A 12,291-nucleotide genomic window follows, 5' to 3' on the forward strand; every position below is an offset into this window, starting at 1 on the left:
CATGCGCGGCAAGAAGGAACAGAGCGGCGAGACCGTTGCACCCGTCCGCAAGGAAGCGAAGGTCCGCAGGCTGGACCGTGGGCCGCTGCCCGGCCTTTATGGCTACAATCTGCGCATCGCCCAGGTCGCTGTTTTCGACAACTTCATCAAGGTGGTGGGCACCGGGCTCGCGGGCCGAATGGGCGGACTGACGCCCGGACGTTTCAGCCTGCTGGTGCTGTTGCGCGCCAATCCCGGCATCAACCAGACGGATCTCAGCCGCGGAGTAGGGGTGGACAAGTCGACCCTGACGCCGGCGCTGGACCAGCTGGAGAAGAAGGGCCTGATCCTGCGCCAACGCACCGCAGCCGACCGGCGGACCTACTCGCTGTCGCTCAGCCCGGCGGGCGAACAGCTGCTGACCGAGCTGATGGTCAAGGTCGAGCAGCATGAGCGGAATATCGTGGCCGGGCTTACGACGTCGGAACGGGTGACGCTCAACCGGCTGCTGAAGAAAATGGCGCGTAGCTTGGGCAGTGAAGCGCTCGGCTAAGCTGGCGTCACTGCAAGGATTTTTCTACCACAAGTCGCCCTGTTTTAACTTGGCCGTAGAGCCATTCGCAGAAAACGGCGATGCAGGCGAGCTTGGCCATAAAAGACGACATCTCTTAAGGGGTCGAACTTTCGGGGTAGCTATCGAACAAAACCTGATCATATGGATTGACAAGCCTTTGCTACATATGGCGAAATTGTCGTCGCTGGTTGGCAACTGCAGCCAGCGCATTTTGTATTCCTCCCGGTAAACTGCGGGCGATTGCCGCGAAACGCTCCGGGTGAGAGAATTAACGCGTTGATTGATATGTTCCGCCGTGACGGGGTGCAGAATCGGGTTGTAAGAGCCTACGCTTCGCCTACGGGTAGGGCTGTGCGCCGTGAGTGGCAGGATGCCTGCATCCAGTTGCCTTCGGCGCCCCGGATTGCCGGCCAGCCTGCAAACGACAGATATCGGGACATAGACCTAAATGAGCGACGAAAAAGCAGTAACGATCGTGATGGTCGAGGATGACGAAGGTCATGCTCGTCTGATCGAAAAGAATATTCGCCGCGCCGGCGTCAACAACGAGATCATCTCCTTCTCCTCCGGCACGCCCGCGGTGGAGTATCTGCTGAAGGCAGGCGACAGTGACAACGGCACGCATGGCGGCGCCTATCTGGTTCTGCTCGATCTGAACCTGCCAGACATGCAGGGCACCGAGATCTTGCGGCGCGTGAAGGAACATCCCGGTCTGCGACGCATGCCCGTCGTGGTGCTGACCACGACTGACGACAAGCAGGAAATCCAGCGCTGCTATGATCTTGGCTGTAACGTCTACATCACCAAGCCGGTGAATTACGAAAACTTCGCCCAGGCGATCCGTCAGCTTGGCATGTTCTTCATGGTCATGCAGGTTCCCGAGACGACGTAATGACCCCCGATCGGCCTCGTCTGCTCTATATCGACGATGATCCGGGCCTCAGCCGCCTGGTGCAGAAGGAATTCGAGCGCAACGGATTCACCGTCGAACTGCTGACCAGCGGTGCGGCCGGTGTCGAACGGCTGCGGACATCGAACGATGTGGATGTTGTCGCGCTGGATCATCACATGCCGGACCAGCTGGGTCTCGACACGCTCCACATGATTTCCGCTTTGCCCAATCCGCCGCCGGTGGTTTATGTGACGGGCGAGTCCGAAGGGCGTGTTGCGGTGGCGGCACTCAAGGCCGGCGCGGCCGATTATGTGATCAAGGATGCCAGCCCTGAATTCCTGACCCTGCTGCGCGCAGCCATCGATTCCGCGCTGGAAGGCCGGCGGCAGAAATTCCTGCGCGAACAGGCCGAAGCCGAGATGCGTGCCGCGCGCGACCGCTTTGAGGCCCTCGCCAACGAACGCGCCGTTCTGATCCGCGAGGTCAATCATCGCGTCTCCAACAGCTTGCAGCTGATCGCCAGCCTGCTGCAGGTGCAATCGGCCGCGCAGAGCGACATGAAGTCGGCGCAGACGCTGCTGAATGCTTACAAACGCGTATCGGCCGTGGCGCGGGTTCACAAGCGCCTGTACACCAATGCCGACGTACGATTTGTCGATCTGGCGGACTATCTCTGCGGCCTGGTGGAAGACCTGCGGCAATCGGCCGATCAGGGCAGCCGTATGCTGCAGTTCCTGGCCAGCCAGACCCGGATAGGCACAGATTTCGCCATCCCGATCGGCCTGATCGTGACTGAACTGGTGATCAACGCCTATAAATATGCGTATCCAGACGGTGATGGTCCGATCCGGGTGAAGGCGGAGCGCACCAATGACCTGATCACCGTGCAGGTGCAGGACGACGGTATCGGCGTGACGGAGCACGACTGGCGCAGGGGCGGCGGCATCGGCAGCAAGATCGTACTGGCCATGGTCGAGAAGATCGGCGGCGCGATCAATATCGAGAGTGGGCGGAGCGGCGCCTGCATCACCATAACCTTCACGGCCGTCGATCCTGCCCCGGAACTGGATGCGGTGGGCGACAGCCTGACGTCTGTGCTGGTGATTGCCGACAGCCTGGTGCGCGGTATGGCGACCAGCGACGAGGCGCGGGATGAGATCGAACCACCAGTCCTGCTGCTGGTGGAAGACGATCCGCTGATGCGCATGGTTGTTGCGGGCAACCTCGAGGCTGCGGGATTCCGTGTCGAGGAGGCCGGCAGCGGCGAAGAGGCGCGCGCCATCTGGACCCGCACGGGCGGTGTGGCCGCAGCCATTGTCGATATCGGTCTGCCCGATTGCCGTGGTGATCAGCTGGCCAGCGAATTCCGCGCATCCATGCCAAACCTGCCGATCATTCTGGCGACCGGATATGACGAGAAGGTGGTGGCGCCGGGTTTCGTCGGCAGCCGCTACAGCCGCGTTCTGGCCAAGCCGTATGACGATACGGCGCTGCTCGGCATCCTGGGTGCGCTGGGCATCACCGGCGGCACTATACCGGTGAGCGAAACCGGGCCGGCGTTAGCACCGCGCGTAATGTGACCTGCCGCGGCTTTAGCCGCGGAAGACAACCGTCTTGTTGCCATTCGGGAAAATGCGGTGCTCGACGTGGTATTTCACCGCGCGGGCCAGAACCAGGCTTTCGATATCGCGCCCTGTCGCCGCGAGCTGCTCCGGCGAATAGCCATGATCGACGCGGGCGACTTCCTGCTCGATGATCGGACCTTCATCCAGGTCGGCCGTCACATAATGCGCGGTCGCGCCAATCAGCTTCACACCGCGCGCATGCGCCTGCCTGTATGGGTTCGCCCCCTTGAAGCTGGGCAGGAACGAATGATGGATGTTGATGATCCGGCCGGCATAGTCACGGCTGAAGTCGGGTGACAACACCTGCATGTAGCGGGCGAGCACGATCAGGTCGATCTTCTCCTGCTCGATCAACTCGCGCAGCATCTTCTCCTGTCGTGCCTTGCTCTCCGGCGTCACCGGCCAGTGATGAAACGGGATGTTGTGGTTGGCGGCACGCTGATACCAGTCGCGGTGATTGGAGACGATGGCGGGAATTTCGATCGGCAGCGCATCGATCGAATAGCGATAGAGCAGGTCGTTCAGGCAGTGACCGAATTTCGAGACCAAAACCAGCACGCGGGACTTTGCGCGCTCGTCATGGATTTCCCAGGTCATGTCGAACGGCGCCGCGACCGGCGCGAATGCGGCGCGGACCTGTTCCAGCGGCCGCCCGTTCCCATCTGGCCCGGCTTCCAGGTCCTCGACGCTGACCCGCATGAAGAACAGGCCGGTCTCGCCATCGCCGAACTGGGCGGAATCGCGGATGTTGAAGCGATGGGTGGCGAGGAAGCCGGAGACGGCCGCGACAATGCCGGGGCGGTCGTGACAGGACAGTGTGAGGATCAGGCTCATTGGGACGCGATAAAACCAATATTCGGGCCAGGGGCGGGCGCGACAGTACCCGCGCGGTGGCAGAGTCGCAACCGCAGGGTTAAGAAAGGGTGGACTATGCAGGCGGTTTCCCGGCTAACAAGATGCTCGCTTCGGGTGTAGGGCTTGATTAAGCTGCACTCAAACTGAACGGACTAGGCTCTACAGACATGATCACCCGCGGCCCCGATTTACTGCGCCAGATGGCCAACAAGCTGCTTGATGCGCTGCTGCAGGGGGCTGAGGCCGAGGCCCGCAAGGCGCCGTTCACCACCGACATGCTGCGTCAGCTCGTCGAAGCGATGAAGACGGCGTCGGATTACGACCATTATTATCGGGCGTCCTACGACAGCCTGATGAAAGTGGTGGAGGAAGACGCCCGCCGCGGCGCCCGCGTGAATGCCTTCGGCCGCCTGCTGGTGCATCCGCTCGATCCGCTGTTCAGCGAAGAGAAGCTCGACCGCCGCCTGATCGGCAACTTCTTCTTCTTCGTGCGTTCGCTGTTCGGCGACGAGGTCGAAATCATGGCGGACGAGGCGGCCACCATCGCCGAGGAAATCCGTACCCGCGCCGACGGCAACCTGGACTGGGCCAGCTTCTATGCCGACCCGCGCGCCAAGCAGCTCTATTTCAGGGTCATCGCCCGCGTGATCCGCGCCTTCCGCGTTTTCGAGACGCGCCGCGACTGGGTGATGAAGGTGATGCAGCACGATCCTACCGCGGTGGGGCTGTCTTCGAATGTCTATATCGAGCGGCCATTCGAAGGCCAGGCGCTGCCATTCGGCAACCGCGAATTCTATCTGTTCTTTGATGGGCTGATCCGGCCGCTGGCGCAGCTCACCGCCGAAGATGCGGCACTGTTCCAGAGCGCAACCGGCGAGGACCCGGCCAGGATTGTCGGGCACTTCCTGTCCGAACTGGAGCAGCACCGTACGCTCAGCTGAGCGTGCGATGTCCTGCTATCCGCGAACAATCAGTTGGAGTTGGCGGGCTCGCGGTGATCGAGCTTGGCGGCAAACTGCTCGAACAGTTCCGACACGCAGCGGGCAACAGTGCGCTGATGGTTGTCGTTGAGCTGGTCGGCAGCCCGCATGCACATATCGGCGAACTTGCGGGCGAGGATCACTGCGTCGCGGTTGCTTTCCAGCCGGATCTCATCGAACACAGTGACGATGAAGTCGCGCGTCTGGTTGCTTTCATGATGCGAAACCGGACGCTCGCCCATCAGTGAGTCCAGCATCGCATTGAAAGTCTGCGAGGTGTCGATGGCGATGCTCGCCAGGATCTTCTCGATCCGCTCGTTGTCTTTTGGCGCCAACTGCTTGCGGGTGCCGGTGCTGGCGCCATTAGAGCCCGCGCGGACTTCAGTCGGCTGGTTCTCGGTCTGGTTGGGTCGCTGGCTACGGTTCCACATGAGACTGAATCCTGCTGTTACGGTCAGGCGATATGACGATCAGGGTGGTGGCCGAACGCGCCAGCGCCGGCTTTAGTTCACGACTTCGCGCGAGGCACGGATCATGTTGTCGATATGCCAGCCTTGGAACAGGCGGATGCCGGCAGCCAGGCCGGCCTTCAGCGCCTCTTCGGTCTCGCAACGCGCCATGATCACCCGGTTGGCGTCGGTCTCGCCGATCTTGCTCGCCAGTTCCTTGTCGATCCAATCCTCGTGGCGGTCCTTGAAATAGAACAGCTTCACGAAATCGGCCTTCAGTTCCTTGCGGCCGAACAACTGCAGAAGATCCGGCGTGATGCCGTCGATCAGCAGGCGATAGCCTGAATTGTGCAGGAATTCGCAGGCCAGCAGATATTCGTTGTAATCCCAGAACACATCGTAACGCTGCAGCTCGATGATGATCTGCTCCTTCTTCACGATGTTGCCGATGCGGCTGTCGAAATCGCGGAAGGTGTCGCTCAGGATGGTGCTGACGTTCAGGTTGATGCTGAACGGGCCGCTGTTACGGGTGACGAAACCGTCCAGAAGCGCGCGGAACACGCGGGTATCCAGCGTGCGGGTGAGGTGGTGGAACAGCGAGCGGGCGCCGCGCAGGTTCACGGTCGGCGCGATCGCCTGGCGCAGTTCGTTCACGCCGACGAAGATTTCCTGGAAGATCGGCTTGGGCGGCTGGTTGCCAAAGCACAGCGTCACCGGCTGGCGCTTCATGAAGGTCGAGACGTCGGCCTTCTTCAGGATGTCGTCGATCTGCTGCAACGCGCCTGGCGTCAGCGGCGTGCCGTCGCCGGTAGTGGCGGCAGTGCCGGCCTTGGCGAGCAGGCGCTTGCGGCGCTCGGAGAAGACGCGGAAGCGCTGCTGGAAATTATCCATCAGCTCCTGCAGGTCTTCGAACTGGCTGTCGAAGCGATACCAGCGAACGGCGTTCTCGGCTTCCTCGGGTGTCAAGCCGATGGCAACGTTGTTGCGGGTGAGGATGTCGTCGATCTCAAGCACCAGCTTTTCGAAGGTCTGGTCGAAGAAGCGCTCGGAGAGACGGATGAACATCACGATCGAATAGTCGTGCAGCGTGTAGAACGTGCCTTCGTATTTCGACATGAGCGAGCGCATCGAATGCACAACGATGTTGTAGCTTTCGCGATTGCGCTCGAAAGTCTTCGGATTCACGAACTGAATCACCGAGGCGAGGCGTCCACCGAAAATCTTGCCGCGCGCAAGGCGGTCAAAGTCGGTGAACATCTTCTCGTCATCGGACGATTGGTTCTGTACAGCCTCACTCATAGAAAAGGTCGCTTTCTCCGGTAACGGTCGTGGAGAGGGCGACAACCAGCCAATCTAAGCTGCCCCCTGCGGCACTATGGCAAATTCCACCCTTGGGAAAAAGCCGGAAGACATAGTTAATGTCGTGCTTGTGGATAATATTCAATTAATGCCAAGGGTTTGCGGTTAAGACTTGATAACCCCTCGGGCTGCCAGCGCGGCTGGAGTGTCGTAATCGTGGAGGATCCCGGGATCATCCACAGACACTTCGCAGACCCATTCTGCATGCGGCCCCAACAGGCTTCGCGCTCCGCTGTCGCCGTCGAGCCGCATCAGTTCAGGCAGGAATTGCAGGCCCCAGAGTGTCGGATTGCCGCGTTTGCCGCCAATCACCGGCAGGCAGATCGCCCGGCCTTCAACCGGGTTGAAAGCGGCAATCAGTGCCTCAAAGGTTGCAGATGAAACGTCCGGCATATCGCCCAAACAGACGATGACGCCGTCCAGGCCCTGAGGCAGCGCGCTCAGGCCTGTGCGCAGCGAACTGGCCAGACCTTCGGCATAGGCAGGATTATGGATCGCTGTGACGTCCGGTCCGGCGGCGGCACGCACCTCGTCGGCGCGATGGCCGGTCACCAGCAGCACCGGGCTGGCCGAAGAAGCTGTCGCATGGTCGACGACATGGCGCAGCACCGGTTTGCCATCCAGATCGGCGAGCAGCTTGTGCCTGTCGCCGAAGCGGCTCGAGAGCCCGGCGGCCAAAATCAGGGCGGCGACTTTCGGTCGGCGCGGCGCCGGACTTGCCGCAGCGGCGACGTCAGTTCCGGCGCGTGGCCCCTGATCGCGGAGCATCGGCCGGGTCGGGATTTCCTTCAGCAGGCCGCCGCTGCCCATGCGCATGATGTCGCGCCGCGCGATCGGCACGCCGGCACAGAGACGTTGCAGCACCCAGTCGAAGCCGTTCAGCTTTGGCGAACGTGCGCAGCCGGGTACACCAATCACGGAAACGTCATCGTGGCGGCCGAGCATCAGCAGGTTGCCGGGATCGACTGGCATGCCGAAATGCAGCACTTCGCCGCCGGCCCGCGTCAGGCCTGCCGGCACCACGTCATGGCGATCCACCGTGGCCGAGGCACCGAAGACGAAGATCGGCGCGCAGCCGCCGGCCTTCAGCTCGGCGATCGCCTTGGCTACCTCGGCTTCATCATGCGACACGATCCGCTGCTGTCTGATCCGGCTTCCGAACTGGGCCAGCCGCAGTGCCACCGCCTGCTCGGTCTTTTCCAGCACACTGTCCTTGGTGCTGGGGACGCGGGTCAGCACCAGGCCGACCTCGCGCGGCGCAAACGGCATCACCTGCACCAGCGGGGCATGGCCGCGCAGCAGCTGTTCGCCTCGCTCGACGGCATGGCGCGGCGCGGCGAAGGGGATCACCTTCACGGTCGCCAGCATCTGCCCGGCTTCGACCGGCTCGTAATCGGCCAGTGTCGCGACGGTCACGGCCTCGTCGATCCCGTTGAGTTCATCCAGCCGCGCTGCATCGACGCGCACGAGGCCCGGTGCTTCCGCATAGAGGTTGGCGCGCCCGGTGAAGGCGGCAGCCGTTCTCGCATGCGGGCCGGTCAGGGCCAGCGCGATGCGGTGCGCGGCTTCGTCTTCGGCAACGTCACCGTCTTCCAGTCGGGCGACATAGATCGTGGCATGGCCGGATTTCTCAAGTGCGGTGATGTCTTCGGCGCTGAGCCGCCGGCCCTTGCGGAAACGTTCGCTGCCGGCCGACAGGCTGTGGCCAAGAATGCCGCCCTCGGCTTCGCGCACCGGCACCGGGCCGAAGAACATCAGGCCGCCGCCGAACTGGCCGACGCTGCCGGCTGCCGCAGGGCTGCCGTCATCTGCGCCAGGATGGAAATCGAAATCTCGGCCGGCGACTTGGCGCCGATGCTCAGGCCGACCGGACCATGGATGCGGGCAAAGTCGTCTACCTCGAAACCGGCATCCGTCAGGCGCTCGATCCGCGCGGCATGCGTCTTCTTGCTGCCCAGCGCGCCGATATAGAACACATCGGATTTCAGCCCGGCGATCAGCGCCGGATCGTCGATCTTGGGATCATGCGTCAGCGTGACCAGTGCGGTGCGGAGGTCGGGGCGCAGCTTCTCCATCGCCTCATCGGGCCAGTCGTTCGACAGCTGCACGCCGGGGAAGCGCTCGATGGAGCCGAAGGCACTGCGTGGATCGATCACGATCACTTCGTAACCGGCGAGCTGTGCCATCGGCACCAGCGCCTGCGCGATATGCACGGCGCCGACCAGGATCAGCCGCAGCGGCGGATTGAATACATTGAGGAAAAGGGGGCCTTTTTCGGTCTCTATCGTGCGCGGCTTGTCTTCGATCAGCGCTGCGCGCGCCGCTTCGCCGATGCGCGGGTCGATGTCCTTCAGTCCCTTCTTGCCGACCAGATAGAGCAGGCGCTGTTCGCCGGTCTTGAGAAACGTGGCCAGCACCACAGGGCGTTGTTCCGCGCGGTCAGCCTGCAGCTGTTCGAGAATCTCGCGCTTCATGAGTCGAGCCGCTCGACATAGACCTGGATCTTGCCGCCGCAGGCGAGGCCGACTTCCCAGGCCTGTGCATCGGAGACGCCGAAATCCAGCATGCGCGGCTTGCCGTCGGCGATCGCATCCAGCGCCTCGGTGACCACGGCACCTTCGATGCAGCCGCCCGACACTGATCCGATGAACTTGCCCTCATCATCCACGGCCAGCTGGCTGCCGACCGGCCGCGGCGCCGAACCCCAGGTGGTGACGACGGTGGCCAGCGCCACGCCCTTGCCGGCCTGTTTCCAGTCGAGCGCGGTGGCGAGAATGTCGGCGGATACATCGGTCATCGGTTCGCTGTTCATGCGGCCAGTCTCCCGAGATTGAGCTTCAGCCGGTTGCCTGCCTCGGAGGCATGGCTCAGGGCATGGGCCAGATCGGCAATGGAACTAAGATTGTGAACCGGACGGAAATCGTCAACATGAGGCAAAATGGCGCGGATACCGGCGGCTTTCGGCTCAAACCCGTCCCAGCGCAGCAGCGGATTGAGCCAGATCAGCCGGTGGCAGGATTTGTGCAGTCGCTCCATTTCGCGCGGCAGGCCCGCGCCGCCTTCGCGGTCCAGCCCGTCGGTCAGCAGCAGCACGACGGCGCCCTGACCCAGCACGCGACGCGACCACAGGCGGTTGAACTCGGCCAGCGTGGCGCCGATGCGGGTGCCGCCCGACCAGTCGGGCACACGCTCGCTCACCGCATTCAATGCCTTGTCGACATCGCGCTGGCGCAGCATGCGGCTGATATTGCTCAGGCGCGTACCGAACAGGAAACTGTGCACACGGCTGCGGTCGTTGCTGAGCGCATGCATGAAATGCAGGAACATGCGGCTGTACTGGCTCATCGAGCCCGAGATGTCGCACAGCACGACCAGTGGCGGCGGGCGCTCGCCGGGACTCTTGCGCTTCAGCGGAATGATCGTGCCGCCGGTGCGCAGGCTGGCCTGGATGCTGGCGCGCAGGTCGATGCGTGTCCCGCGCGGATCTGCCTGCAGGCGGCGGGTGCGGGCAGGGCGGAACGGCCAGTCGATCCGCGCCATCGCGGCCTTGGCCTGATCCATTTCCTCCGCCGTCATATCGGCGAAGTCTTTCTTCTGCAGCAGTTCGTCGGCCGAGAAGGTCAGCGTCGCGTCGATCTCGACCTCCTTCTTTTCATTCTCGGCCCTGCCTTCGCCGCGACCGGGCAGCAAAGCTTCGCGCAGCCGCTGCGACATCTGGTTCTTGCTTGGCTCGGCGGTGCCTTCGGCCTGCGGCAGCAGCAGGCTCATCATGCGTTCGAGAATCTTCGGATCGCGCCAGAAGATGTGGAAGGCCTGGTCGAACAGCTCGCGCTGGTCGCGCCGGTTCACCAGCACCGAAAACAGGGTCCAGTACAGATCGTCGCGCCGCCGGATGCCGGCAACTTCGACGGCGCGCACCGCATCCATCGCCTTGCCGGGCCCCAGCCGCAAACCTGACGCGCGCAGCAGCCGCACGAAATGCACGATATTGATGGCAAATGCGCCGCCGGGCCCGTCCGTAGAAGGCGGTTCAGGCAGCAGCATCCCGCGCCTCAGATGCCCAACGCGGCCATATCCTGCTGCACCTGGCGCAGGATATTCGCGGCTTCCGAGCCCTTCATCTTGGCGATGTCGTCCTGGTATTTCAGCAGCACGCCAAGCGTATTGTCGATCGTCTCGGGATCAAGGCTCACCTTGTCGAGGAAGGCGAGCGCGCGCGTCCAGTCAATGGTTTCGGCCACGCCGGGCAGCTTGAACAGTTCGGTCTCGCGCAAATGCTGCACGAAGCCGACGATCTCGCGGCTCAGCCGCTTCTGCACGCCCGGCACCTTGCGCTCTAGGATCGCCAGTTCGCGTTCGGCGCTGGGATAATCGACCCAGTAATACAGGCAGCGGCGCTTCAGCGCGTCGTGGATTTCGCGCGTGCGGTTCGAGGTGATGATCACGATCGGCGGTTCGGCTGCCTTGATCGGGCCGATTTCCGGAATGGTGATCTGGAAGTCGGACAGCACTTCGAGCAGGTAGGCCTCGAAAGGCTCGTCGGTGCGGTCGAGTTCATCGATCAGCAGCACCGGAGCGCCGGCCGGGTCGGGCTTCAACGCCTGCAGCAGCGGCCGTTCGACCAGGAAATCCGGGCTGAACAGATCGCGCGCGAGCGTCTCTTTGTCGCCCCCGCCGGTGGCTTCGGCCAGACGGATTTCCAGCATCTGGCGCGGATAGTTCCACTCATAGACCGCCGAGGAGAGATCGAGGCCCTCGTAGCATTGCAGGCGCACCAGCCGGCGGTTCAGCGTCGCGGCCAGCACCTTGGCGATCTCGGTCTTGCCGACGCCGGCTTCGCCTTCAAGGAACAGCGGCCGCCCCATCTTCAGCGCCAGGAACAGCGTGGTGGCGAGCGAACGGTCGGCAACATAATCGCCGCTGTTCAGCAGGGTTTCGACGGCATCTATGGAATCTGGCAGGATGGACATGGGCTTACATATAGGGCTGGGTCGAAAAAAGCCGGGGGAGAAATCATGCCCGGTTCGGCCTGCTGTCACAAGGCGGCACGGCTGGCCGTCTGGGCTTGGAAACCCGGAGGAAACCATGATGCCCGCGCCCCATCCCAACCGCCTGATGCTGCAGCGTCATCTGGCGGCAGAAAATGCCCATGACATGGCAGCCACGCTGGCCACCGTGCATCCCGACTGCGTGTTCCGCGATCTTGCCACCGGCCAGGTGTTTCCCGGCCGGCCCGGGGCCGAGCGGCATTACCGGCAATGGTGGGAGGCTTTCGGCAACGTGGTGGAACGTTCACCGAGCGGCAGCGCGCAGTGGATCGATGACGATACCTATGTGGCCGAACCGCAATATACCGGCCGCCATATCGGGCCGTTCCTCGGTCTGGCGCCAACCGGACGGACTTTCGTGCTGCCCTTCGTGGTCTTCGTGAAATTCCGCGATGGGCTGTTCGTGGAGGAACGCTTCTACTACGATCTCGCCACGCTCATGCGCCAGTTGGGAGAAACGCGGATCGATCCGCAGGCGCTCCAGGCTGCGCGGGACTGGGCGGCGGGGAAGCAAAGCTAAACGGGAGCAG

At 62.8% G+C, this 12,291-nt stretch carries 13 protein-coding genes; 5 read left to right on the plus strand and 8 right to left on the minus strand.

All coding sequences use genetic code 11. From position 1 onward, the window contains the following. Window position 1: 1 nt before the first annotated feature. From FNB15_RS15950 to FNB15_RS15960, 3 genes are all read left to right on the plus strand, one after another. Complete coding sequence (locus FNB15_RS15950; protein WP_144069660.1) at window positions 2-532, plus strand: MarR family winged helix-turn-helix transcriptional regulator; 531 nt, start codon at window positions 2-4, stop codon at window positions 530-532. 469 nt (window positions 533-1,001) lie between these two features. Next, complete coding sequence (locus tag FNB15_RS15955) at window positions 1,002-1,445, plus strand: response regulator (RefSeq protein WP_144069661.1); 444 nt, start codon at window positions 1,002-1,004, stop codon at window positions 1,443-1,445. Then, window positions 1,445-3,025 carry a response regulator gene (locus FNB15_RS15960; protein ID WP_144069662.1) on the plus strand — a complete coding sequence of 527 codons (1,581 nt, stop codon included), beginning with the start codon at window positions 1,445-1,447 and terminating at the stop codon, window positions 3,023-3,025. Before FNB15_RS15955 ends, FNB15_RS15960 begins: the two co-directional genes overlap by 1 nt. Before the next feature lie 12 nt (window positions 3,026-3,037). On the opposite strand, the gene purU is transcribed toward FNB15_RS15960, so the two are convergent. Continuing rightward, a complete protein-coding gene (gene purU / locus FNB15_RS15965; RefSeq protein ID WP_144069663.1) occupies window positions 3,038-3,904 on the minus strand; it encodes a formyltetrahydrofolate deformylase in 867 nt (288 codons plus the stop codon). A 188-nt stretch (window positions 3,905-4,092) separates the two neighbouring features. Here purU and FNB15_RS15970 point away from each other — a divergent pair, with 188 nt between their 5' ends. After that, window positions 4,093-4,866 (plus strand): hypothetical protein, encoded by a 774-nt coding sequence (locus FNB15_RS15970; RefSeq protein ID WP_144069664.1) that lies wholly within the window; start codon window positions 4,093-4,095, stop codon window positions 4,864-4,866. 29 nt (window positions 4,867-4,895) lie between these two features. On the opposite strand, the gene FNB15_RS15975 is transcribed toward FNB15_RS15970, so the two are convergent. From FNB15_RS15975 to FNB15_RS16005, 7 genes are all read right to left on the minus strand, one after another. Beyond that, window positions 4,896-5,336 carry a hypothetical protein gene (locus FNB15_RS15975; protein ID WP_144069665.1) on the minus strand — a complete coding sequence of 147 codons (441 nt, stop codon included), beginning with the start codon at window positions 5,334-5,336 and terminating at the stop codon, window positions 4,896-4,898. A gap of 72 nt (window positions 5,337-5,408) precedes the next feature. Continuing rightward, window positions 5,409-6,653, minus strand: coding sequence for an EAL domain-containing protein (locus FNB15_RS15980; protein WP_144069666.1), 1,245 nt, complete (start codon window positions 6,651-6,653; stop codon window positions 5,409-5,411). A 165-nt stretch (window positions 6,654-6,818) separates the two neighbouring features. Next, window positions 6,819-8,468 (minus strand): NTP transferase domain-containing protein, encoded by a 1,650-nt coding sequence (locus tag FNB15_RS15985; protein ID WP_144069667.1) that lies wholly within the window; start codon window positions 8,466-8,468, stop codon window positions 6,819-6,821. Next, window positions 8,468-9,187 carry an XdhC family protein gene (locus FNB15_RS15990; RefSeq protein ID WP_144069668.1) on the minus strand — a complete coding sequence of 240 codons (720 nt, stop codon included), beginning with the start codon at window positions 9,185-9,187 and terminating at the stop codon, window positions 8,468-8,470. The genes FNB15_RS15985 and FNB15_RS15990 overlap by 1 nt, the downstream gene beginning before the upstream one ends. Next, window positions 9,184-9,525 (minus strand): XdhC family protein, encoded by a 342-nt coding sequence (locus FNB15_RS15995; RefSeq protein ID WP_246068703.1) that lies wholly within the window; start codon window positions 9,523-9,525, stop codon window positions 9,184-9,186. Before FNB15_RS15995 ends, FNB15_RS15990 begins: the two co-directional genes overlap by 4 nt. Continuing rightward, window positions 9,522-10,757, minus strand: a complete 1,236-nt coding sequence (locus tag FNB15_RS16000; protein ID WP_144069669.1) for a vWA domain-containing protein — start codon at window positions 10,755-10,757, stop codon at window positions 9,522-9,524. The genes FNB15_RS15995 and FNB15_RS16000 overlap by 4 nt, the downstream gene beginning before the upstream one ends. Window positions 10,758-10,765: 8 nt before the next feature. Then, complete coding sequence (locus FNB15_RS16005; RefSeq protein ID WP_144069670.1) at window positions 10,766-11,683, minus strand: AAA family ATPase; 918 nt, start codon at window positions 11,681-11,683, stop codon at window positions 10,766-10,768. A 115-nt stretch (window positions 11,684-11,798) separates the two neighbouring features. On the opposite strand from FNB15_RS16005, the gene FNB15_RS16010 reads away from it, so the two are divergent. Beyond that, on the plus strand, window positions 11,799-12,281 hold the full coding sequence (locus FNB15_RS16010) for an ester cyclase (protein WP_185973579.1): 483 nt from the start codon (window positions 11,799-11,801) through the stop codon (window positions 12,279-12,281). Window positions 12,282-12,291: the final 10 nt, after the last annotated feature.

The sequence above is a fragment of the Ferrovibrio terrae genome, assembly GCF_007197755.1.
GTDB classification, from domain to species: Bacteria; Pseudomonadota; Alphaproteobacteria; order Ferrovibrionales; family Ferrovibrionaceae; genus Ferrovibrio; species Ferrovibrio terrae.